This window comes from Exiguobacterium sp. HSB13, assembly GCF_056764755.1.
In genome coordinates this window covers 2,164,563-2,188,588 of record NZ_JBUZOM010000001.1, presented here as the reverse complement: position 1 = coordinate 2,188,588, position 24,026 = coordinate 2,164,563, and the positions used below count along the sequence as shown (strand labels likewise).

The 24,026-nt window shown below is 48.4% G+C and carries 20 protein-coding genes and 3 riboswitches; of the genes, 13 read left to right on the top strand and 7 right to left on the bottom strand.

The window, feature by feature from the left end:
• Positions 1 to 157: 157 nt before the first annotated feature.
• Entirely contained in the window at positions 158 to 1,531 is a 1,374-nt protein-coding gene (gene rho, locus ACZGCQ_RS11390; RefSeq protein ID WP_481266324.1) for a transcription termination factor Rho, read from the top strand.
• A gap of 91 nt (positions 1,532 to 1,622) precedes the next feature.
• Positions 1,623 to 1,868, top strand: a complete 246-nt coding sequence (locus ACZGCQ_RS11385; RefSeq protein WP_023469546.1) for a type B 50S ribosomal protein L31 — start codon at positions 1,623 to 1,625, stop codon at positions 1,866 to 1,868.
• A gap of 35 nt (positions 1,869 to 1,903) precedes the next feature.
• Here ACZGCQ_RS11385 and ACZGCQ_RS11380 read toward each other — a convergent pair whose 3' ends face one another.
• The gene (locus tag ACZGCQ_RS11380; RefSeq protein WP_050676976.1) at positions 1,904 to 2,554 is read right to left on the bottom strand and encodes a DedA family protein; all 651 of its coding nucleotides are present in this window, start codon (positions 2,552 to 2,554) and stop codon (positions 1,904 to 1,906) included.
• 183 nt (positions 2,555 to 2,737) lie between these two features.
• On the opposite strand from ACZGCQ_RS11380, the gene ACZGCQ_RS11375 reads away from it, so the two are divergent.
• On the top strand, positions 2,738 to 3,352 hold the full coding sequence (locus ACZGCQ_RS11375; RefSeq protein ID WP_069941005.1) for a thymidine kinase: 615 nt from the start codon (positions 2,738 to 2,740) through the stop codon (positions 3,350 to 3,352).
• A gap of 82 nt (positions 3,353 to 3,434) precedes the next feature.
• Here the strand turns inward: ACZGCQ_RS11375 and ACZGCQ_RS11370 are convergent, their stop codons facing one another.
• The gene (locus ACZGCQ_RS11370) at positions 3,435 to 4,193 is read right to left on the bottom strand and encodes an alpha/beta hydrolase (RefSeq protein WP_481266323.1); all 759 of its coding nucleotides are present in this window, start codon (positions 4,191 to 4,193) and stop codon (positions 3,435 to 3,437) included.
• A 67-nt stretch (positions 4,194 to 4,260) separates the two neighbouring features.
• Positions 4,261 to 4,362: riboswitch (SAM riboswitch) on the bottom strand.
• A gap of 249 nt (positions 4,363 to 4,611) precedes the next feature.
• A riboswitch (SAM riboswitch) is annotated at positions 4,612 to 4,715 on the top strand.
• A gap of 86 nt (positions 4,716 to 4,801) precedes the next feature.
• Between ACZGCQ_RS11370 and ACZGCQ_RS11365 the strand changes: the two genes are divergently transcribed.
• The 9 genes from ACZGCQ_RS11365 (at position 4,802) to ACZGCQ_RS11325 (ending at position 13,354) form a co-directional block, all read left to right on the top strand.
• Positions 4,802 to 5,830 carry a methionine ABC transporter ATP-binding protein gene (locus tag ACZGCQ_RS11365; RefSeq protein ID WP_336798761.1) on the top strand — a complete coding sequence of 343 codons (1,029 nt, stop codon included), beginning with the start codon at positions 4,802 to 4,804 and terminating at the stop codon, positions 5,828 to 5,830.
• On the top strand, positions 5,820 to 6,470 hold the full coding sequence (locus ACZGCQ_RS11360; RefSeq protein WP_029342774.1) for a methionine ABC transporter permease: 651 nt from the start codon (positions 5,820 to 5,822) through the stop codon (positions 6,468 to 6,470). Before ACZGCQ_RS11365 ends, ACZGCQ_RS11360 begins: the two co-directional genes overlap by 11 nt.
• 19 nt (positions 6,471 to 6,489) lie before the next feature.
• Positions 6,490 to 7,308, top strand: a complete 819-nt coding sequence (locus tag ACZGCQ_RS11355; protein WP_069940047.1) for a MetQ/NlpA family ABC transporter substrate-binding protein — start codon at positions 6,490 to 6,492, stop codon at positions 7,306 to 7,308.
• A gap of 22 nt (positions 7,309 to 7,330) precedes the next feature.
• On the top strand, positions 7,331 to 8,536 hold the full coding sequence (locus ACZGCQ_RS11350) for a M20 family metallopeptidase (protein ID WP_481266322.1): 1,206 nt from the start codon (positions 7,331 to 7,333) through the stop codon (positions 8,534 to 8,536).
• A 183-nt stretch (positions 8,537 to 8,719) separates the two neighbouring features.
• Positions 8,720 to 8,864, top strand: a riboswitch (FMN riboswitch).
• Positions 8,865 to 9,023: 159 nt separating this feature from the next.
• The gene (gene ribD / locus ACZGCQ_RS11345; protein ID WP_481266321.1) at positions 9,024 to 10,064 is read left to right on the top strand and encodes a bifunctional diaminohydroxyphosphoribosylaminopyrimidine deaminase/5-amino-6-(5-phosphoribosylamino)uracil reductase RibD; all 1,041 of its coding nucleotides are present in this window, start codon (positions 9,024 to 9,026) and stop codon (positions 10,062 to 10,064) included.
• Complete coding sequence (ribE, locus tag ACZGCQ_RS11340) at positions 10,049 to 10,675, top strand: riboflavin synthase (RefSeq protein WP_029342770.1); 627 nt, start codon at positions 10,049 to 10,051, stop codon at positions 10,673 to 10,675. Before ribD ends, ribE begins: the two co-directional genes overlap by 16 nt.
• On the top strand, positions 10,675 to 11,865 hold the full coding sequence (ribA, locus tag ACZGCQ_RS11335; protein ID WP_481266320.1) for a GTP cyclohydrolase II: 1,191 nt from the start codon (positions 10,675 to 10,677) through the stop codon (positions 11,863 to 11,865). The genes ribE and ribA overlap by 1 nt, the downstream gene beginning before the upstream one ends.
• On the top strand, positions 11,862 to 12,320 hold the full coding sequence (ribH, locus tag ACZGCQ_RS11330) for a 6,7-dimethyl-8-ribityllumazine synthase (protein WP_035395821.1): 459 nt from the start codon (positions 11,862 to 11,864) through the stop codon (positions 12,318 to 12,320). The genes ribA and ribH overlap by 4 nt, the downstream gene beginning before the upstream one ends.
• Positions 12,321 to 12,532: 212 nt before the next feature.
• Positions 12,533 to 13,354: a DUF6612 family protein gene (locus ACZGCQ_RS11325; RefSeq protein ID WP_286949529.1), complete on the top strand. Its 822-nt coding sequence runs from the start codon at positions 12,533 to 12,535 to the stop codon at positions 13,352 to 13,354.
• A 46-nt stretch (positions 13,355 to 13,400) separates the two neighbouring features.
• Here the strand turns inward: ACZGCQ_RS11325 and ACZGCQ_RS11320 are convergent, their stop codons facing one another.
• Entirely contained in the window at positions 13,401 to 15,104 is a 1,704-nt protein-coding gene (locus ACZGCQ_RS11320) for a methyl-accepting chemotaxis protein (protein ID WP_481266319.1), read from the bottom strand.
• A 189-nt stretch (positions 15,105 to 15,293) separates the two neighbouring features.
• Here ACZGCQ_RS11320 and ACZGCQ_RS11315 point away from each other — a divergent pair, with 189 nt between their 5' ends.
• Positions 15,294 to 16,652, top strand: coding sequence for an alanine/glycine:cation symporter family protein (locus tag ACZGCQ_RS11315; RefSeq protein WP_410501966.1), 1,359 nt, complete (start codon positions 15,294 to 15,296; stop codon positions 16,650 to 16,652).
• A gap of 296 nt (positions 16,653 to 16,948) precedes the next feature.
• Here the strand turns inward: ACZGCQ_RS11315 and treC are convergent, their stop codons facing one another.
• The 4 genes from treC to ACZGCQ_RS11295 form a co-directional block, all read right to left on the bottom strand.
• Positions 16,949 to 18,589 carry an alpha,alpha-phosphotrehalase gene (gene treC / locus ACZGCQ_RS11310; RefSeq protein ID WP_481266318.1) on the bottom strand — a complete coding sequence of 547 codons (1,641 nt, stop codon included), beginning with the start codon at positions 18,587 to 18,589 and terminating at the stop codon, positions 16,949 to 16,951.
• Positions 18,590 to 18,610: 21 nt separating this feature from the next.
• A complete protein-coding gene (gene treP, locus ACZGCQ_RS11305) occupies positions 18,611 to 20,050 on the bottom strand; it encodes a PTS system trehalose-specific EIIBC component (protein WP_481266317.1) in 1,440 nt (479 codons plus the stop codon).
• Positions 20,051 to 20,234: 184 nt separating this feature from the next.
• Positions 20,235 to 20,942 carry a trehalose operon repressor gene (gene treR / locus ACZGCQ_RS11300; protein ID WP_481266316.1) on the bottom strand — a complete coding sequence of 236 codons (708 nt, stop codon included), beginning with the start codon at positions 20,940 to 20,942 and terminating at the stop codon, positions 20,235 to 20,237.
• A gap of 181 nt (positions 20,943 to 21,123) precedes the next feature.
• On the bottom strand, positions 21,124 to 23,937 hold the full coding sequence (locus ACZGCQ_RS11295) for a sensor domain-containing protein (protein WP_481266315.1): 2,814 nt from the start codon (positions 23,935 to 23,937) through the stop codon (positions 21,124 to 21,126).
• Between the last annotated feature and the right edge of the window lie 89 nt (positions 23,938 to 24,026).

Genomic DNA, 24,026 nt, shown 5'->3' with positions numbered 1-24,026 from the left:
ATCTTTGAATATTACAAAGTAAGAAACGCAAAGGATTGTTGACGACGAATCAAAAAAAATATGATACCTTTAGTTCACGAATAAAATTACATACCTCCTGCTGTATGTATGGAAGTATGCTGAATGCAGTTGAATTTATAAAGAATAGGTGAAGAACATGCCAACAACTGATAAAAAAGATAAACCAGAACGTTCCTATACACTGGCTCAATTGAGTCAACTGACATTAAAAGAACTCTATGAAATCGCAAAGACAAAAAATGTCCCACAATACCGGGAAGCCCGTAAACGCGAGCTGATGTTCAAGATTTTAAAAGCACAGGCTGAATCGACTGGTCTTTATTTCCTCGAAGGGGTACTCGAAGTCATCCCTGGCAACCCACAAATGCAAAACGATGGTGGCTTTGGCTTCCTTCGTCCTATCAATTATTCCCAATCCTCTGAAGATATTTATATCGCAGCATCTCAAATCCGACGCTTTAATCTACGTAATGGTGATGTCGTCACAGGTAAAGTCCGTCCACCGAAGGAAAACGAACGGTTCCAAGGATTACTTAGCGTGGAAGCCGTTAACGGTGAAGCACCGGATACAGCCCGTAATCGTTTGTTCTTCCCGGCATTGACACCGATTTATCCGGATCGTTTGATGCGTCTAGAGACAGAGCCGCGCCATTTATCCGTTCGTGTCATGGATATGATTGCACCGGTTGGGTTTGGTCAACGTGGTTTGATCGTCGCACCACCAAAAGCAGGGAAGACATCACTCCTCAAAGAAATCGCAAACTCGATTCAGGAGAATCATCCGGATGTCGAACTGATCATTCTCTTGATTGATGAGCGTCCTGAGGAAGTCACGGACATCGAGCGTTCAGTTCCGGGAGCAGACGTTGTCAGCTCGACGTTTGACGAAACACCAGACAACCACGTCCGGATTTCTGAACTGGTCCTCGAGCGGGCGATGCGACTCGTCGAACACAAGAAGGATGTCGTCATCCTGATGGATTCGATCACGCGTCTGACACGGGCCTATAACTTAACGGTGCCGCAAAGCGGACGAACGCTCTCAGGCGGGATTGACCCAGCTGCATTCCATAAACCAAAACGGTTCTTTGGGGCGGCGCGAAACATCGAGCACGGTGGTAGTTTAACGATTCTTGCGACGGCGCTTGTCGAGACGGGATCGCGCATGGATGACGTCATCTATGAAGAATTCAAAGGAACCGGCAACATGGAACTGCATCTTGATCGGAAGTTGTCAGAGCGTCGAATCTTCCCAGCGATTGACATCCGAAAATCGGGTACGCGGAAGGAAGAACTGTTGCTTCCAAAAGAGCAGCTCGATGCGCTCTGGACGATTCGCCGGACGATGAACGAGTCGAACGAGTTCGTCGATACGTTCCTGCGTAAGATTCGTGACACGAAAAACAATGAAGAATTTTTCGTTGAACTCGAGAAAGAAAAGAAGAAGGCGGTCCGACGCGCACCAGCAAAACCGCGTACCGTCAAGAAGGAAACACCGAGCGAAAAATAACTATTGCGACGCATAAAAAAATCGTTTAGTATAGGAAGGTAACTTACTCTGGCTCAGCAAATGAACCAGGGCGGAAGGAGAGAAATCAACCATGAAACAAGGAATTCACCCTAACTACAACAAAGTAGTATTTATGGATTCAACGACTGAGTACAAATTCTTAAGCGGTTCTACTCGTTCTTCGAACGAAACAATCACTTGGGAAGATGGCAACGAGTACCCACTCATCCGTGTGGATGTGTCTTCAGACTCGCACCCATTCTACACAGGTCGTCAAAAGTTCAACGCGGCAGATGGTCGTGTCGATCGCTTCAACAAAAAATACGGCCGCAAGTAATTTCTTGTCGGTTCTTAAAAAACAGCCTGCCTCCATTACGGAAGCAGGCTGTTTTTGTATAGACTGAATTGTGAACGGTAAGCGAGATACGTCTTCAAGACGAACGAGAAGGCGATTCCACCAGCAATCCCGATTAGGTACGGCATGACTTCAGGATGTGCCAAAATATAATCCATGACTTTGTGGAACGAGAGATGACGACCGACGAAATAACCGGCACCTAAGAACACGCTGATCCAAATCAACGCACCTGTATACGCGTAACTTGCAAACACGCGAAATGGCATTTTCGAGACACCTGCAAAAAAGGCAGATAGTTGGCGGAGACCGGGTATGTAGTAACCGATGATCAAGACCGATTTTCCGTAACGACGAAATCCGGCTTCAGCGGAAAGAATATGTTTTTCTGAGATGCGCATTTTCGGTCCGACACGATGCAGTAGTGGCATACCGAGTTTTAAACCAAGTAAATAACTGATCGTCATCCCGATACAACTACCGGCGTAAGCGGCGAGAATCGTACCGACAAGTGGTAGATTGCCTTGATGCATCCAAAAACCGGACAGAACGAGCAGGGTCTCATCAGGAACCGGCAATCCCACGATACCACCTGCGAGAAGGACGGAGAGACCAAGGGCACCATATTGGTGCAGGATATCATGTAAGAGATGATGAATCGGGGACACCTTCTTTCGTGAGAATCTTCTTCTTCAGTGTACAGGAAATAGGGGACGGTTGGAATGAAAGGACAAAAATTCTAGGGAAAGAAAAAATGAATTTTGATTTCCGGAAGTCAACCCTTTTTCTCGATACCGTTTCGAGCTATACTCGTTAAAGTGACTATTTTTAGAGGACGGTGTCGGACGATGATGCATGTAATAAATCAGTACGGCTGGATCGAAGTAATTTGTGGCAGTATGTTTTCCGGGAAATCGGAAGAGTTGATTCGTCGTGTCAGACGGGCGCAGTACGGCAAACTGCCCGTTCAAGTATTCAAGCCGGCAATCGACGACCGGTACCATGAAGAGCATGTCGTCTCTCATATCGGCAACTCCGTCGTGGCGATTCCGATGGCGACGAGTCGTGATCTCTACGCAGCAGTAGCGGAGGAAACACAAATCGTTGGAATCGATGAAGTTCAATTCTTTGATGATGAGATCGTACAAGTCATCGAAGCACTTGCACAAGACGGAAAACGTGTCATTTGTGCGGGTCTTGATCAAGATTTCCGGGCAGAGCCATTCGGCAAGATGCCGGAATTACTGGCGCGCGCAGAATTCGTAACGAAGCTGCAAGCCATCTGTCTTTCGTGTGGTGATCCGGCTTCCCGGACACAACGGTTGATTGATGGAAAACCAGCGAACTACGATGATCCGATCATCCTAGTCGGCGCTTCAGAGTCGTATGAGCCACGGTGCCGCCATTGTCATGAGGTGCCTGGAAAACCGAAGCCGCTCCAATCGGTGCAGCATCAAGAAAGATAAATAAAAAGACGAGCCGATGATGGTCGTCCTTTGATCTCACAGCTATTCGCTTCTACTTGGAAACGAATAGCTGTTTTTTTTATTATCCTGTTTCCTGTGAGAATCGGCTTGAGCGTTCGATGAAGCGGATCGTCTCACGAACGATCAAATCCTGATCATGATCAAGGGTTGCGACGTGATACGAGTTGAGTAAACAGTAGCTGCGTTTATCATTCGTTCCGATATGTTGATGCAGATAATCCGAGCTCGACGGTGGAACAACGTGATCGGTCGCTGAGTAAAGAATCAATGTCGGAAGAAGGATCGATCCAAGGCGTCCTTTCGTCTCATCCATCAGACGGACGAGTTCGAACGCACAACGGCTCGGAACGAGATCATAGATGATTTCAAAAGCAGACCGCTTGATGTCCGGTGCCCCTTCCGGTAAATACTGTGGACCGTCCTCGAACGAAAGTGCTTCATAGGATGGAACGGAGAGTGCAGCATTGATCGTAATGATGCCGGCAAACGGAATCCTGTCAGCGGCGAGCGACAGTGCGAGCGTTGCTCCCATTGATTGACCGATGACGAAGACTTGGTCGCATGTTTCTTGTAAACGTTCATAGCCGTCTTGCAGGCTTTGCTTCCAACATCGAGCAGTCGATTGTTCGAACTCGCGGACGTTTGTTCCATGTCCACGTAAGCGCGGGGCATAGACGGTAAAACCTTCAGCGGCGAATGCCTCACCGACGTCCCGGACACTTTGTGGGGTCGCGTTAAAACCATGACAGATTAGAATACCAATCGGTCCACCTTGAAGATAAAACGCTTCGGCACCAGTCAATACAGGATAGTTCATCATTACTCTTTTTCCTCCATTCATGAAAAAAACTCGTCGACGTCACTGCTTGGACGCCCACGAGTTTTTCACCGTATCATCCAAAGCCGCGCTTTGCTGGTCGGAGCACCTTACAAATTGCAGGTTGCCGTGAAGTCATAGAGCCAGGTCTCTCGTTCACTCTTGATAAATATCATATTGGAATTGTCGGATTAATCATTGAAACGATGGTAGCACGTTCGAAAATGACTTGTCAAATCGTTCTTGACGAATCACGATTCGTTCATTAAGCTAATCCATAACTTGTCAATCAATCGATATGCGACAAATGGATTATTTTTGCAAAGTTGGTTGACTTTTAAAGGTTCGACCCGTAATGTAAAAATTAGTTTTACGACATAAGCAACAACGCAACACCACACATACGAATTTCATACCGCAATACTTATCCAGAGAGGTGGAGGGACTGGCCCTGCGAAACCTCGGCAACAGACTCATTATGAGCACTGTGCCAATTCCATCAGACAGATGTCTGAGAGATGAGTGGAGTGGATTCTGCCACTGTGCGGATCCAGGTCTCTTCTTGTTTCTCAAGAAGGGACCTTTTTTGTTGAATGAAGGGGGAAAACGGAATGATCGCATTTCATCAAGTCAAAAAAACGTACGTCACGAAGGATCAGACGATCGCAGCGCTCGACGGTGTCGACCTGACGATCGAAAAAGGCGAAATCTTTGGTGTCATCGGCTTTAGTGGTGCCGGAAAAAGTTCACTGCTCCGCTGTGTCAATCTGTTAGAACGACCAACATCAGGAACGGTGACGGTCGATGGGGAAGATTTAACGCAACTGTCTCCGAAAAAATTACGCCAAGCAAAACAACGGATTGGAATGATCTTTCAGCACTTCAATCTATTGAATGCGAACACAGTCTTTACGAATGTCGCAAAGCCACTCGTTCTCGCAGGCGTCAAGAAAGACGAGATTCGACGCCGGGTGACGGAGTTGCTCGAATTCGTTGATCTCGCGGACAAGGCGGATCATTATCCGGATCAATTGTCCGGTGGACAGAAACAGCGTGTTGGCATCGCCCGGGCACTGGCGACGCAACCTTCCGTCCTCTTATGTGACGAAGCGACATCAGCACTTGATCCCCAGACGACGCATCATATTCTCCAGTTATTAAAACGCATCAATGCCGAGTACGGGATCACGATTCTCTTGATCACCCACGAGATGGGCGTCATCCGGGAGATTTGCGACCGGGTCGCCGTCATTGAAGCTGGAAAGTTGATTGAGTCAGGAACGGTCTTCGACGTCTTTTCGAATCCAAAGACCGAGACGGCAAAAAACTTCGTCCGGTCCGTCATGCATGACGAAATTCCAGCATCGATTCGTCAGTTAATCGAGTCGCGAAATGCACATCCAATCTATAAGATTCATTTTCTCGGACATCACACGGGGCAGCCGCTCTTATCGCAAGTCGCGAAACGCTTCGATGTCGATGTCAACATCTTGCACGGGAGCATCACAGAGTTGCAGGATACGCCGTTCGGCACCTTACTCGTCGAGTTGATCGGTGAGCCGGCTGAAGTAAAACGAGCGTTACACTATATCGATCAGGCACAGGTGACAGTCGAGGAGGTGCTTGCCCATGCTAGTTAATTACAGTGATATCTGGACGGCATTTTTGCAGACGATGACGATGGTATCCGTCTCACTCTTATTCTCGACTTTGATTGGCTTACCACTCGGTATCCTACTTGTCGTCACGCGAAAAGGTGCATTGCTCGAGAACGTCCCGCTGTTCACGTTCTTCAACAGTATCGTCAATATTTTCCGCTCGATTCCGTTCATCATTTTACTCGTCGCGATCATTCCATTGACGCGCTTGATCGTCCAGACATCGATCGGAACCGAAGCCGCCATCGTCCCGCTCGTCTTTTACGCCGCACCGTACATGGCGCGTCTGATCGAGAGCTCGTTACTCGAAGTCGATAAAGGTGTTCTGGAAGCAGCAGAAGCGATGGGTGCGACACCGTTTCAAACGATTTTCCGCTTCCTCCTACCGGAAGCACTCGGTTCACTGATCCTGAACTTAACAATCGCGACGATCGGCTTGATCGGGGCGTCAGCGATGGCAGGTGCGATTGGAGGCGGTGGTCTCGGTGACTTAGCGATCACCTATGGTTATCAACGATTCGACACGAAAGTCATGATCATCACGGTCGGGATTCTCGTCATCTTAGTTCAAGGCTTACAGACGACAGGCAATATCGTCGCACGAAAAATCAGAAGACATTAATCAAGGGAGCGATTCAGCCATGAAAAAAGCAGTAGCAATTGGAGCAACACTAACGACGATTTTATTTGCCGGGTGCGCAGCATCAGGAGAAGACGAAAAGACGATCAAACTCGGTGTCAGCGGTTCGGATACCCAAGTTTGGGACTACGTCGCGAAAAAAGCAGAGAAGGAAGGCATCAAAATCGAGCTCGTCAAGTTCTCCGATTATGTCCAGCCGAACATGGCACTGGCTGAGGGCGAGATCGACGCCAATGCCTTCCAGACGATTTCCTACTTCAACGCCTTCAAGAAGGAACACAAGTTGAAGCTGTCACCGATCGCGACGACCGTCATTGCACCGATGGGGATCTACTCGGATAAATACAAGGACGTCAAAGACATTCCGGTCGGCGGAAAAATCGCCGTTCCGAACGAAGCGACGAACATGGGACGCGCCCTCTTGTTACTGCAAGAAGCCGGTCTGATCAAGTTACCGGACGACTTCGACGGCAACGGTTCAGTCGATAAGATCGTCGAGAATCCGAAGAAACTGAAAATCGTCCCGATCGTTGCCGGACAAACACCGCGCGTCTTACCGGACGTCGCGGCATCGATCATCAACAATGGCATTGCCGTTGACGCTGGCTTCAATCCGATCAAGGACTCGATCGTCCATGAGAACGAGACAGCAAAACCATACATCAATATCATCGCAACACGGACGGAAGACAAAAACAAAAAAGAATTGAAAAAAATCGCGTCGCTTTACCAACAAAAAGATGTCGCGGCTTTCATCAAAAAAGAATACAAAGGTAGTACGATCCCGACGTTCGTTCCACTAAGCGACATCGGCGAATAAATTCAAAAGGAGAGTGGACTATATGACGACACCAGTACGCACGACATGGGTAGAGACGATTGAACAAGACATCGAACAAAAACGAGAATCGTATCTTGAGACGAGTCACCGGATTCATGCGACACCGGAAATCGGGAACGAGGAATTCTTTGCTTCGCGGCTCCATGCGGAACGTCTGACGGCTGAAGGATTTACGGTAGAACTTGGTGTCGCGGGGCACGATACCGCATTCTTCGCGAAGAAGTCGAGCGACCGATCAGGCGCGACGATTGCCTTTCTGGCAGAATATGATGCGTTGCCAGGCATCGGGCACGCATGCGGTCATAATATCATCGGCACGACGAGTGTTGCGGCAGCGATTGCGCTTAGTAAAGTGCTCGATGAAGTCGGTGGAAGTGTCGTCGTGCTGGGAACACCGGCCGAAGAAGGTGGACCGAACGGTAGTGCGAAAGGTAGTTTCGTCAAACATCAGTTGCTGGAAGGGATCGATGCAGCCTTAATGGTCCATCCGTCCGGACAAACACGGATCACGGGTTCTTCGCTTGCGGTCGATCCGCTCGACTTTGCCTTTACGGGTCGTCCGGCGCATGCTGCGGCGTCACCGGAAGAAGGCATCAATGCCCTCGACGCGGTCATCCAACTCTTCAACGGCATCAATGCCTTACGTCAGCAGTTACCGGACGATGTCCGGATCCACGGAATCATCACGCATGGTGGCGATGCACCGAACATCATCCCGGAATACGCAAAAGCGCGTTTCTTCATCCGGGCGACGACACGGGAACGACTGAATGCCGTCACGGAAAAAGTCAAAGCCGTTGCCCAAGGCGCGGCACTTGCGACCGGGGCGACGCTTGACGTCATCGCCTTCCAAAATGAAGTCGATAACCTCGTCTTCAACCGGGCGTTCGACCGTCTGTTCCAAGAAGAAGCAGAAGCGCTCGGTGAAACGGTCCACTTGGACGAACGCCCGGGTCTTGGCTCGACGGATGCCGGTAACATCAGTCAAGTCATCCCGACAATCCATCCGTATATCAAGATTGGACCAGATGATCTCGTCGCCCATACGGAAGCGTTCAAAGAAGCGGCTCGTTCGGAAGCAGGGGATGAAGCATTGATCACAGGGGCAAAAATTCTCGCTCGAACAGCGCTTCGCGTCCTTGCAGATGAACGGACGCGCGGGGCGATTGCTCAAGAATTCCACGACCGGAAGAACGGGTATTTGTAAGCGGAAAACGACGACTGGACACACTGTTATCAGGTGATCCAGTCGTTTTTGCGATGTAGTCGATGACGAATTGGTGAGAGATGACAGAACTGGAGCGAAATCAAAAAAGAGACAAGACAGAAGCATTTGCGCTTTGTTTTCTTGAAAAAGATATGCTAGGCTAAAGTTGTATAACTCAATAATCCAGTTCTTCGGGGTAGGGTGAAAATCCCAACCGGCGGTGATGCGATCAATCGATCGACGAGCCCGCGACCCATGATGTACGCATCATGGCTGACTTGGTGAGATTCCAGGGCCGACGGTAAAGTCCGGATGGGAGAAGAACGAAACGACGCGATTCAAGCTGTTTTCTGAAAAAATGTTTTCAGGAGACGGTCTCTTTCTGCATGAAAAAATGCAGGAAGCGAACCGTGTATTTCGTGAACCCTTCTATACAGATGCCCCTTTTTCAAGGGGTGTCTTTTTTCATTTGAAAGGAGTGAACGCGATGTCACAGATGATGAGTTATGCCATGCAATTAGCACATATGTTACACGGACAAACAAGTCCGAATCCAAGTGTCGGCTGTGTCATCGTCAAACAAGGACGCATCATTGGCTTTGGTGCACATCGGTTTGCCGGTGGTCCGCACGCGGAAGTCGAAGCCTTGCGAATGGCAGGAGAAGCCGCCCGTGGTGCTGATCTCTACGTGACGCTTGAGCCGTGCAATCATCACGGCAAGACGCCACCATGCACGGAAGCGATTCTACAAGCCGGAATCAAACGGGTCTTCGTCGCAACGGAAGACAAACATGCGATCGTCGCCGGTTCAGGAATCAAACGCCTACAAGACGCGGGACTCGAAGTCGAGGTCGGCTTGTTACGACATGAGGCAGAAGCTCTCTACACGGAATTCTGGAAGACAATCGAACAAAAACGTCCGACCGTGACTGTCAAAATCGCTCAGACGATGAACGGGATCGCAGCGACAGGTGAACAACGCTGGATCACGTCAGAAGAAGCACGCGCGAACGGTCGCGCCCTCCGTGGACGCCACGATGCAGTCCTCGTCGGCAGTGAGACGGTCCTCATCGATGATCCGGCACTGACTTTACGCGCGGCGTCAGGCATCGAACCGATTCGAGTAATCGTCGACCGCCGTGGTCGGATCCCGGAGACGGCGCAAGTCTTCCGCGATGGTAAAAATCCAACCTACTGGCTGACGAGTGTTCCGCGGGTCAGTCATGATCAAGTGACGGTCCTCGTCGGTGAATATGAGACGCCAGAAGCGATTTTGAAACGCTTATACGAACAAGACATCCGCAGTGTCTTGATTGAAGGTGGACCGACGATTCAAGCCGCTTTCCTTGAGGCGGATCTCGTTGATCGGCTTGAAGTCTACCAAGCCCCATCGATTTTTGAAGGCGATGCGTGGAATAGTCAACACGATATCGAAGATCGTTTTCAAATCGACCAGGTTGAGACGGTCGGACCGGATCTCCATCTGACGTACATCCGAAAGGAGGAGACGACATGTTCACCGGATTGATTGAAGAAGTCGGGACCTTAAAACGAAAGATTCCGCGACCGAATGGATTAGCGCTTGAAATTGAAGCGCACCGGGTGCTCGAAGGAACGAAGATTGGTGACAGCATCGCCGTCGACGGGATTTGTTTGACCGTCACGTCGATGAGCCCGACTGGTTTTACGGCAGATGCCGTCCATGACACGATCCGGTCAACAGCACTCGGTACGTATCGGGTCGGCAGTCCGCTGCAACTTGAACGGGCAATGCCAGCAGACGGACGCTTTGGTGGCCATTTCGTCAGTGGACACATCGACGGGACGGCACGGTTGATCAGTCGGCGACCGGACGGGGAAGCGATGGTCTATACGTTTGATGTCGGATCGTGGCAAAAGTATTGTATTCCGAAAGGATCGATTGCGATCAATGGCACGAGCCTGACGTTGCAACGCGTCACGCCGGAAACGATCTCGATTTCACTGATTCCGCACTCCCGTCAAGTAACGACGTTTGATCGATTGGCAAGCGGCGCAGTCGTCAATATTGAATGTGACATGATGGCGAAGCACCTCTATCATTTCACACAACACGAGAAGCAGACGGACTGGGCAGCATTCTTAGGAGGCGACATGTAATGAATGGATTCGACTTGATTGAAGAAGCGATAGAAGATTTGAAAAAAGGACGACCGATCATCGTCTGTGATGACGAGGACCGTGAGAATGAGGGCGATCTCGTCATGCTCGCGGAACACGCGACACCAGAAAACATCAACTTCATGATCACGCATGGAAAAGGACTCGTCTGCGTACCAGTCAGTCCGCGGATTGCACAACGACTCGAACTTGCTCCGATGACAGCGAATAATACGGACCCACATGGGACGGCATTCACACTCAGTATCGATCATGAAGACGCGAAAACCGGTATCAGCGCTGAAGAACGGTCGCTAACGATCCAGCGGATGCTAACCGATGGACCGGAACGGTTTAAACGACCAGGTCATATCTTCCCGTTGATCGCAAAAGAAGGCGGTGTCCGGGAACGACGCGGACATACGGAAGCGGGCGTTGATCTTGCCCATCTTGCCGGCAGCGATGAGATCGCCGTCATCTGTGAAATTATTAAGGAAGATGGCACGATGGCACGGGTGGATGATCTACTTCTCTATAAGGAAGAACACGGTTTAAAACTGATTACGATCGAAGCACTCGTCGCCTATCTCGAGCGTCCATTGACGCGGGAAGCGGAAGTGTTGCTTCCGACGACGTTCGGAGCTTTTCGGATGATCGGCTATACGACACAAGACGATAAAGAACACGTCGCTGTCTTGTCCGGTGAAGCGCACGACGGCATGCTCGTCCGGCTGCACTCGGAATGTCTGACAGGAGACGTCTTCGGTTCGAAACGTTGCGATTGTGGTCCGCAACTTGATGCGGCACTCGAACGGATCGAACGAGAAGGTGGCGCCGTCCTCTATTTACGTCAGGAAGGACGCGGCATCGGTCTGATGGCGAAGTTAAAAGCGTATGAATTACAAGAACAAGGACTTGATACTGTCGAAGCGAACCATGCACTCGGTTATCCGACGGACATGCGTGACTATACGGTCGCGGCCAATATGTTGCGCGATCTAGGCGTGACGAAGATCCGCTTGATGACGAATAATCCGGATAAACAACGGGTGCTCGAACAAGAAGGGATCGAAGTCATCGAACGTGTACCCCATCAAGTACCGGCTGAACCAGAAAATCAGCGCTATCTGAAAACAAAACAAACGAAACTCGGGCACTGGCTCGACATCCAAGGAGGACACACATCATGATCTACGAAGGTTTCTTAACAGGAGAAGGACTACGCGTCGCAATCGTCGCAGCACGTTTTAACGAATTGATCACATCAAAACTCGTCGGTGGAGCAAACGACGCTTTCCGCCGCCACGGTGTTGCAGCGGATGCTGTCGATACAGCGTGGGTTCCTGGGGCATTTGAGATTCCACTCGTCGCGGAAAAGTTAGCGAAAAGCGGCAAGTATGACGCAGTCATCACACTTGGCGCCGTCATCCGTGGGGCGACGTCACACTATGATTACGTCTGTAACGAAGTCGCGAAAGGTGTCGCGAGTGCATCACGCGACACAGGCGTACCGATCATCTTCGGTGTCCTGACGACGGATTCGATCGAGCAAGCAGTCGAACGTGCCGGTACGAAAGCTGGGAACAAAGGTTACGAAGCAGCGGTTTCCGCAATCGAGATGGCGAATCTTTTACGGACGATTTAACAAACCAGAAACAGGCTGACGGAAGCTTCCGTCAGCCTGTTTTTTTGCAAAAATCTCACGAGCACTGAACCAAATTTCAAAAAAAGGATAGTAGATTTGAAATTTGAGGGTTCGTTTTGAAGGAGAACGGTAATGGTCTACTAAAGAAACTTTGAAACATTTTCCAATGTTTTTCGTAAATCAGGGTAACGCGTATAAAGGAGGAAATGAATATGAAGAAAACAAGGTGGGTAGCAGCCGGGATTGTCGCAGCATCGATTGGACTTGCCGGATGCCAAGATGGACAGACGGATTCAGGTAGTGGCAGCGGATCTGGTTCGACGAAGTCGGGGGAACTCTCGAACACAGAGCTGTTAAAGAAAGCGACAGCCGCTCAAGAGGACATCAAATCGTTCCACATGGACGGAACAGTCAGCTCTAAAGCAGGTGAGATGGCGATGGATCAGAAGGTTTCAGCAGATATCATTCAAAAGCCACTCGCGATGAAGCAGACGATGACGATGAAAAATCCTGAAGACGGGAAAGACGTGACGATTGAAAGTTACATCGTTGACGATAAAATGTATCTCTCGCAAAACGGACAATGGATCGTTCAAGATGTGTCGGAACTAGGCGAAATGGTCGAAGCGATGGAATCATCGGCATCGACGGAACAAAACTTGCAGCTCCTAAAGAAATACAAAGATAATTGGACAGCGAAAAAAGAGGGCGATGTCTATCAAATCGACGTTAAGCTGAGTGGGGATGACCTGAAAGCCTTCATGAAGGATTCACTCGAACAGACAGGACAGATGGCGCAGATGAAAGATGCGATGGATAGCATCGATTATAAAAAGATGAACTACAAGATGACGTATGATGCGAAGACGTTCTATCCGAAGTCACTCGACATGGATATGGTATTTGCGATTGAAAAAGAGACCGAGTTCAATATGAAGAACGAGTCGACATTCTCGAAATTCAATGAGATTGACGAAATCAAATTACCAGCAGAAGCAAAAGATGCGCAACCGCTCACAGGTGCCGGTCAATAAAAAACAAGCCCCTCTTCTTCTGATCTGAAGACGAGGGGCTTGTCGTTTAGACTTGGAACTGGCGTAAGACCTCTTTTAGTGACTCCGCCTGCTGTTGACTGACGGAAGTCTGGTCATGCACATCCCGGAACGCTTGGACGGAATGATTGATTTGTTCTGACATCGATTGTGTGCCTTGCGCTCCATCGTTGACGGTGACGGCGACATCATGGATGACACCGAGCATGTTTGCTGTCAGTTCCTGGAGTTGACCGGCTTGAGCGGCGAAGTGTTCCGCTGCATCACCGAATAATTGTGCGTCATTTCGATACTGAACGGAGGCGTCTTCGAATAAATCATAGTCCTTAACGACCTTCGTATCGATGAAGGAGAGCATCTCACCGGAAGCAGCGTTTAAATGTTCAACGGACTCGATGACGGAAATCGAGACGTCTTGGATTTGTTCGACGGTATCCCGGCTACTTTCAGCAAGTTTACGAATCTCATCTGCGACGACGGCGAAGCCACGACCGACTTCACCAGCGCGTGCTGCTTCAATCGAAGCGTTAAGGGACAATAGGTTTGTTTGTGCGGCGATTGAGAGAATCGCATCCGATAAGACGGAAATTTCTTTGACGGCTTTCGCACGTGCCATCGCGTCCTCGAGTTTACTTTTCGTCTCGGCAAGGATGTGATTCGCGGTCTGTTTTGCTTCTGTGGCGACGACTTGAAGCGATTCAGCACGCCCGCCGACTTCTTGTGCCCGTTTTCCATTCGCCTCAGCCCCGGAGACGATATCATGAATCGTCGCTTCCATATCGACGGCAGACGAGTTCATCTCTTCAGCTGAAGCCGCTGTCTCCTGCATACCAGCGGATAAGTTTTCAATCGTATGGGAAGTTGACGCCATATCCTGATCGAGTTCGCTGATTCGACCGGAAACGTGACGTGAAGTCGATACGACGTGGGTTGCTGTATCATCAACCTGGACAATGATCGTTCGTAAGTGGGCGATGAATTGATTCATCGACTGGGCGATTTGTCCAATCTCATCATCACGTACGACGTTGAGTTGTGCCGTCAAGTCACCGCCTTGCGTTGCCAGTTCATGCGTTTTCGCCTGCAGTTGACGGAGTGGACCGAAGATTGAGCGTAAAATCAAGATAGTGAAGATGACACCGAGTAATCCAACGACACCAATGATCGTAAATAACATCAGATGTGCCGTATTAGCGGCGCTGGTGATGGCATCCCCATTTATTTTTGCTTGTTGATTATTGTATTTCACGATTTTCGTCAATTGATCAGAAACGGCGAAGTATGAATCCCGGCTGTCCCCTTCATAATAAGTGACCGCTTCTTTTTGCGTTTCCGGTGTACTAAGAGTGAGCAGGCGATCGGTCGTCTCTTCGAACGTCTGCCATTTCTTTGCGAGGTCATCGAATAATTGACGGTCTGATTTTAAGTAAATCGTCTTCTCATATTCAGCAAGATTCGCATTAACGGTCGCTAAACCGTCTTTGACGCGTTTATCATAACCGGCTTTAATCTCTGGATCATTTTCTTGGATGTGTAATAATTCGACACGTCGTAAATCAGATAGAGCGGTATTCGTTTCATGGGACAAATTCAGGCCGGGAATCCAAGACGACGTGATCGTTTGACTCTTTTGGTCAACGCGATTGAGAGAAAATCCGCCGTACAACCCGACGCCGATCAAGCTAAGCAAAAGGAAGGAGGACAATAAGATAAGCTTCGTTTTAATCTTCATGTGATTCGCTCCTTTTTTTGCATGATGAACTATTTATTTTCTTGATTATACCGCCATAAGTAAAAAATTTACTTATTATAGAAAAAAATAAACCTCGAAATAGTTTTATGAAAAAATAGTTTGACAATTATCAGTAAATTCTGAAAAAATGGTAAGGAACTACATATTTCATAAAGGGAGGTAAGACGAATGGGAAATTCATTTAGTGACTGGATCAGTGCGGTGTCCGATATCGTATGGGGACCACCGTTACTCATTCTGTTGGTCGGTACGGGGATTTACTTGACGATTCGCTTAGGATTCATTCAAATTACCAAACTGCCGTATGCGCTGAAGCTTGCGTTTTCAAAGCATCAGGACGATAAGTCAGAAGGTGACATCAGTCACTTTCAAGCGTTGATGACGGCACTGGCTGCGACCGTCGGTACAGGGAATATCGTCGGTGTCGCAACCGCCGTCGTCCTTGGGGGACCAGGCGCGATCGTTTGGATGTGGTTGTCCGGTCTGTTCGGGATGGCGACGAAGTATGCGGAAGCAATCCTTGCCGTCAAATATCGTGTCGTTGATGAAAAAGGGCAGATGGCAGGGGGACCGATGTATTATCTCGAGCGTGGACTGAAGCAGAAATGGCTCGGTGTCTTGTTTGCTGCCTTCGCTTCGATCGCGGCGTTCGGGATCGGAAACGGTGTCCAGACGAACTCGGTCGCCCTCGCGATGAAATCGACGTTCGATGTGCCACTTTACGTGACGGGGATTGCGTTGATGGTACTGACGGGTGTCGTCATTCTTGGAGGGGTCAAGTCAATCGGGAAAGTCGTCAGTCTGTTCGTTCCGTTCATGATTTTTTTCTATGTCGGAAGTGGATTGCTCATTCTCATCATGAACTATGATTTGATTCCGGGTGCGATTTCAACGATCTTCAGTAGTACGTTCTCAAACGAGGCAATCACGGGTGGGGCAATCGGAGCGGCGATTCGTTACGGTGTCGCGCGTGGTGTCTTCTCGAACGAAGCCGGACTCGGTTCAGCTCCGATCGCAGCCGCTGCTGCGAAGACGGACTTCCCGGGGCGTCAAGCACTCGTCTCGATGACGCAAGTGTTCCTCGATACATTAGTCGTCTGTTCGATCACAGGACTGACGCTCGTCATGGGAGGACAACTCGATACGGACTTGCAAGGCGTAGAACTAACGACAGCGAGCTTCGAAGTCTTCCTCGGTCCTGCCGGGAAATACATCGTTACGATTGGACTCGTTATGTTCGCGTACTCGACGGTCCTCGGGTGGTCGTACTACGGTGAAAAATCCATCTATTATCTATTTGGTCAAAAATCAATCCTCCCGTACCGTATCCTGTTCGTCTTAGTTGCCGGAGCGGGTGCGATGACGACGAACTTGAACATGGTCTGGGCGATTTCCGATGTCTTCAACGGATTGATGGCGATTCCGAACTTAATCGGTTTGATTGGATTGTCCGGCGTCGTCATTGCTGAGACACGACTGTTCCGCGAACAGTTGAAACGAGAAGAGGCGAATCGGAAGGTTTCGTAGGATACATGCTCTAAAAACGAGTTCGTGTATGATGAAGTATGAGAAAAAGGAGATCACGTTCCGGGTCATGTACTCGGATGGTGATCTCCCTTTTTTATTTGATTAAAAGAAATTAAGAATGTGATTCCTCGACTCCTACAGGAAGAGAAAGCACAGACAGTGCTTTCGGCAGGGATAGGTAAGACCCGGCAGACCGCAGTGAATGCGGGTGGACGCGGCTTACCTCCCGCCTGTGGAAAGCGAGGATGAAACATTCGTTGTTAGAGATGGTAATCAAGAGAAAAACGAGAGATACATCACTTTTTACGATAAAGCATCAGTGATTCAAAAGGACGTAACGTCAAAGTCTGACTCTCTGTCTGCATCTGCTGATAATTGTGAAGCAACACTGTATAATCCGATCCGTCACGAGGTAACGTGAACGTCGTGTCCGTTCCGTAGAAGTTCGAAACGACAAGCAACTCTTCCTCGCTTGTTGCGCGTTCGTACGCCCAGAGTGACGGGTCGTCTAGTGTCAACAGACGGTACGAACCATCCGTCAACACGTCATACTGCTTGCGGAGCTGAATCAATCGTTTGTAATGGTGGTAGACCGAGTCCGGATCTGCGACAGCCGTCTCGACATTGATCTGATCATACGTCGGCGAGACGGGGATCCACGGCTCGCTTGTACTAAAGCCACCATTCGGTGCGTCCGACCATGGCATCGGCGTCCGCGCATTATCACGCGATTTTTGGCGAATCGCAGCGAGAATCGCTTCTTCCGCTACACCGTTGTTCCGAGCTTCCTGATACGCGTTCAACGTCTCGACATCGCGGTAGTCAGATAGGTCCGTGAAGTCCGGATTCGGCATGCCGATCTCTTCTCCTTGATAGATATACGGTGTTCCTTGTAAGCCATGAAGCGTCGTCGCGAGCATCTTCGCACTTTCGACGCGATACGTGACGTCGTCACCAAACCGGCTGACGACGCGTGGCTGGTCATGGTTGCACCAAAAGATCGCGTTCCAAGCTTGTCCGTTCATGCCAGATTGCCAGTCGGAGAAAATCTGTTTCAGTTGCTTGAAATCAAACGGTGCTGCTGTCCATTTTTCACCGTTCGGATAATCGACCTTCAAATGATGGAAGTTGAACGTCATCTTCAGTTCTTGTTCATCAAGCGACGAATAACGAAGGCAGTGATCAAGCGACGTCGACGACATCTCACCGACCGTCATGAGATCGTGTCCGGCAAAAACTGCTGCGTTCATTTCTTGCAAGTAGTCATGGACGTTCGGTCCGTCCGTATAATACGCACGTCCGTCTCCTGCTGGATCGTTCGGAAGACCTGGCGTCTTCGAGATCAAATTGATGACATCGAGTCGGAAGCCGCTGACCCCTTTATCGCGCCAAAAGCGCATCATGTTGTAAACATCTTCCCGTAAACGTGGATTTTCCCAGTTGAGATCCGCTTGCGTCTTGTCGAACAGGTGCAAGTAATACTTGCCAGCTACCTCGTCAAATGACCAAGCGGGACCGCCAAACTTGGATACCCAGTCGTTCGGCGTATCGCGCCAAATGAAGTAGTCGTGATAGGGACTATCCGGATGACGTCCTTCTTCGAACCAAGCATGTGACGTCGAACAGTGATTGACGACGATGTCCATCATGACAGACAGACCGCGTTGTTTTGCTTCTGCAAGTAACGTCTCAAAATCGTCCATTGTGCCGTAAGATGGATCAATTGCATAATAATCACTGACATCATAGCCATTGTCGTTTTGTGGTGAGGCATAGACCGGCGTCAACCAGAGGTAATCGACACCAAGATCCGCCAGATAATCGAGTTTGGCAGTCACGCCGCGTAACGTACCGGTCGCTTTGCCCTCCGGACTATAAAAACTCTTCGGATAAATTTGATAAACGGCGGATTTGCGCCAATCGGTTGTCGTGATCATGAGATACACACCTTTCTAGAATTACGCTGCTTTTTTCAGGGCAGCTTTTTTTGCGCGTTTCGTTGAAACATAGTGGAACAGGAACGTACAGGCGACAGGGACGATGATCGCGATCACCATGCCGACGATGAACGATAAAATCGAGCCTGGTACGATCGAAATGAAAGCAGGTAGTCCGCCAACACCAATCGCAGGAGCGAGAACGCCACTGACGGCAATGAAAGCTGACGCGATGGCAGAGCCGACGAGTGCTGCGTAAAACGGATACTTGAACCGGAGATTGACCCCGAACATCGCTGGTTCCGTGATCCCGAAGTAAGCAGAGAGTGCCGACGTCGACGCCATATTCTTATCGTTGACGTTTTTCGCAAGGAAAAGCATCGCAAGTGTTGCTGAACCTTGAGCGATGTTCGAAATCGCGATCATCGGCCAGATGAACGTCGTTCCGCTTTGTCCAATCAACTGTAAGTCAACGGCGATGAACATATGGTGCATGCCAGTGATGACGAGCGGCGCATAGAGTGCGCCAAAGAGTAAGGCACCAAGTAACGGAATAGCTTCGAACGTATTGACGACACCGATCGTAATCCAGTCACCGACTTGACGCGTGACCGGTCCAATGACGGCAAGAGCGAGGAAGCCGGTCAACGTGATCGTCGTAATCGGTACGACGAGTAATTGAATCGCATTCGGTACGCGTTGTTTGAGCCAACGTTCAATTGTACTGAGAACATAAGCGGCTGCGAGCACAGGGAGGATTTGTCCCTGATATCCGACTTTTTCAATTTCAAAGAGACCGAAAATGTTGAACGTCGGGATTTCACCTTTTAGAGCACTTTGTCCGTAGTTCCAAGCGTTTAAGAGATCTGGGTGAACGAGCATCAGACCCATGACGATTCCGAGAATCTCACTTCCACCAAAGCGTTTCGTCGCTGACCAACCGACGAGTGCCGGCAGAAAGACGAAGGCCGTGTTGGCCATCATATTGATGAGATCCCAAAGTCCTTGTAAGTTCGGATAACGATCGATCATCGTCTTGCCACCGAACTCGATACCGAATAGATTATTGATTCCCATTAAGAGACCAGCAACGATGATTGCCGGAATGATAGGCATGAAGACATCAGAAAAGACTTTAATTAACTTTTGGAACGGATTCATCTTGGCAGCACCAGACGATTTGACATCTGCGATCGTTGTTGCCTGTAAACCGGTCAGTTGAATGAATTCAGCATAGACTCGGTCGACGTCTCCGGCACCAATGACGATTTGATAGACACCGGCGTTCAAGAACGCTCCTTTGACGAGCGGAACTTCAAGCAAGGCTTCTTGATTAACGAGCTCTTGGTTCTTAAGCGTTAAACGAAGACGGGTGACACAGTGAGCCGCCTGTTCGACGTTCTCCTTGCCCCCGATGTTCTCAATGATTTGTTCTGCAATCTGACGATAGTTTGGTTTCATCTCGATGCTCCTTTTTGGAAGTGACATACTCGACCACTTTTGAAATGAAAACGTTTTCTTATCTGCGCACACTTATCTTAACTTATCTATATAAGTCGGTCAAGAACTTATATAGATAAGTTGAAAAAGAATAAAAAAAGAGAGAATCCGTCATCTACGGATTCCCTCATCTAGTAGCGTATATTCAACGACGGGCAATATCAGTGAACTGAAACTTATCGAGCCGGTGACGCGATTCCGTCCGTTCGAAATGTTGTCCTTCATAGAAATACGTATCGTTCGTGACGACGATGACATGCGTCATATCGTGAAGGTCGAGTCGTTCTTGGTCTTCCATAGTCGCAGGGCGAGCTTCGATTTTTCGTTTCGCGTAGCTGATCTGACGTCCGAGTGTCTCTTCGATGTACTGATAGATCGAACCTTTAGCGATGTCAGTAGTCAGTCCAGGCACGAGTTCTGTCACGAAATGATTGATGTCACGGATGACACGTTCACCATCAATTTGACGAATGCGCTCGACGCGTGTCACGTTCGTTCCTTGTGCCACATGTAATAACGAAGCGAGCTCAGCAGAGGCGGAGAGGACTTCGCAAGACACTACATCCGTTTCAACGGCATGTCGCCCCATCCGGCGATGGGCTTCCGAGAAGCTGACGATCCCATTGAATTGAAACTCAATCGCTTCTTGCGACAGGACGAAGACACCTTTCCCTTGGTGTTTGCGGACGAAGCCTTTTTCTTGCAGGGCATCGATCGCTTTTCGGACCGTCCCGCGGCTCGCTTCGAATTCGTGCATCAATTCCGTCTCAGAAGGTAATTTCGTTTCAGCCGGGAGCGTTCCTTCTTGAATCCGCTGTGCGAGCGCGTGATAGATGTTTAAGTACTTCGGCATATGATCCGTCCTTTACACTCAAATAATGCCTTTAGTGTAGCACGGAACGATTACAGGCATCCAATCGCCTATCACACATGATTTAGAAAAAAGGTAGCAATAAGGGAGTTTACCTAGTCATATAAAGCAATGAACAAAAGTGTCCACTGCTTCATAGGATTTATGAAATTTTCAAATCAGTCTAGATATGATTCAGTCTTTGCATGGCTTCGAATATGTAGTGTGACTCTTTCATATTCATAAAGCGGCATTCGTATTCAGTCAGACCATTCTCCAGTTCAAATGACTGGGTGGGCTGAATGATGATGATGTGATCATCAATTTTTAAGGCAAGTTCGATTTCTTCATGAATCGGCAGGTGAAGTGAGGAATAGAATGAGACGGAATGTAAGGTTCCTTTAGAAATTAGGATATCCGTATAGCCGACATGAATTTGTTTTCCTTTTAATCGGTGAATCGTAATGGAAGCCGTTACGGTTAATTGATGTGCAGTGACGCTCATTGCTTCAACAGCACTGACTTGACGTTCCTTAAGAGTAGACTCGAAATCGGCTTTAGGAAGAGGGCGGCTAAATAAATATCCTTGAATCGTCGTACAATCCAGCTGACGCAAATAATGCAACTGCTCCATTGTTTCTACACCTTCGGCAATCACGTCCATTCCGAATTCGTTAGCCATGAACAATACACTTCGAACGACCGACTGTGTTTTTTTATCATGCGCCAAGGATGTAGCGAATTGTCGATCGATTTTAATCGTATCAATCGGATACTGTTGTAAATAAGAAATAGAAGAATAGCCTTTTCCAAAATCATCAAGTGCAATTCGAATGCCCATGGCACTCAGCATTTCTAAAGATTGATGGATTTTGGCGTTATCAAAAAGTACATCCGTTTCGAGGATTTCGATTTCAAGCATTCCAGGTGAGATATCAAAACGGCGTAATGTTTCCTTGACGGTCTCAGCGAAGTTTCCATACATCAACCGTTTCGGAGAGACGTTGATGGAAACCGGAACAGCCGGAAGACCTGCTAGTACCCATTGATTAATACTACGGCAAGTTTCTTCAAGAACCCAGTCTGCGATCAAGATATGCATATCACTCTCTTCAGACAAAGGAATGAAATCATTCGGAGGAATCCGTCCCCATTCTGGATGTTGCCAGCGTACGAGCGCTTCCGCTCCGACGATGATACCGGACCACGCATTCACTTTCGGTTGATATTCCAAAAACAATTCATCGCGACGAATCGCGGTACGCAGGCTGTTTTGCAGTTGATGTCTGCGATACGTCTCGATATTGTATGTAGAAGAATAGACACTGTAGGAATTCGTCTTCGCACGACCAAGCGCGATATTGGCTGCCTTAATCAATTCATCTGGTTGAGAAGCATCTTCAGGATAACGACTAACCCCGATCGTCATCGAAGGGTACCACTCGTAGGAATCCACTGCGATTTTTTCTTTGGAGCTTTTAAGGAAACTTTGGCAGACAGTATGAATGTCTGTTTCACTGACAAGGTCCGGGAGTAAGACGATATATTCATCTCCATACAAGTGACCGACATAAGTTTCTTTGGATAAATGATGTAACAGACGTGTAGCAGTTTGTGTCAACCAACGATCTCCAATTTTATAACCGAAATCATGATTGATAGAACGCAGTAAATTGTAGCTGACTGTAAAGACGCTGAAGCACTCATATGTATCGATCCAGTGTTGAAGCTGTTCAAGGACAAGCGAGCGGTTCGGCAGACCCGTCACTGGATCATGCATTGCGAGTTGGAAGATTCGTTCTTCCTGATGTTTTAATTGTGTGATGTCTTGGACGACACTTTGATAGGCGATGACGCGATCCATTTCGTCACGTAGGGGTGTACGATGCTCAAGGATCCAAAACAGGGTATCTTCGATTCGAATCCGATAAGCGATTTCAACATCGTGACCCGCCAAGATCCGGGCGTGTGCTGATTCGAGTTTCGTCTGGTCTTCCGGAACGACGATCTCTTGTAGCCATTCGATAGGGCGTGATTTGTATTCAGATAATAATCCGTTGAATAAATTTTCAAAGCCTTGCGTGGAAAAATCGATTTTTTTCTCTGCTAAATTAAACCGATAGATGGCACTTGTAGCAACTTGTTGGAACGTCGAAAGTTTATGACGTTTGTCATGTAGTTGCTGATTTAATTGTTTGCGATCAGATAGATTATAGATGGCGCATGTGATTTCAGCGTTGTCTCCGTCTTCCGGGTTGCGATAGGCGCATCGGCAAAATACATCCTGATAGCCGTCTTGTGAGTGTAGAACACGTGTTTCGATTTCAAGAGGATCAGTGGTTTGTTGAAAGCGGAGAATATCTAGATAAGCTTGAAAAGCATCTATGTTATCCGGATGAATCAATCGTAAGATACTCTTTTTATCAAATCGATCCAGTTGACGATCGGAAATACCGAGTAATTGACCAAAAGAATGAGAAAAGCGTAATAAGTAACCTGCTTGATTGAATGTGGCAGTCGCGATGCCTGGCAGGCTCTCGACGAGCTGATGATCAAAAGTGATCGATTCCATTTTTGACTTTAAGTGACGTGTTTGGGTGATATCTCGAGCAATACCGTACGCTCCAACGATGAGTCCTTGATCAAAAATCGGAATGTTCGCAATCAGCATATCTAAATAATGACCAGACTTGTGACGAACACGAACGATATAGTTCACGCTTTTTCCTTGTAAGACTTCTAGGAAATGTTCGTTCGCAATAGTATGATCATCCGGATGAATGAAATGATTTTTGTGGCGCAACAAATCCTGTTTTGTATAACCAAGTAACAACGTTGTTTTTTCGTTCAGACTCGTCGTGACGCCTGAAAGATCCAATGTATAAACAGCGTCCGGATGATGTTCGATGAAGTTTGCATCGATCGATGTCGTAGACGTTACATCAGAAGAGGATTTTTTTGGAGAAAAAAGTGTTGATAGTCCTTTTTTTAGCGGCAAGGAAATCCCCCCTCGGTAAAGTATTCAAAATATATTATACAATTTTATTATATAACAACTATTTGGTTTTGAAATCGCCATTTGTATGT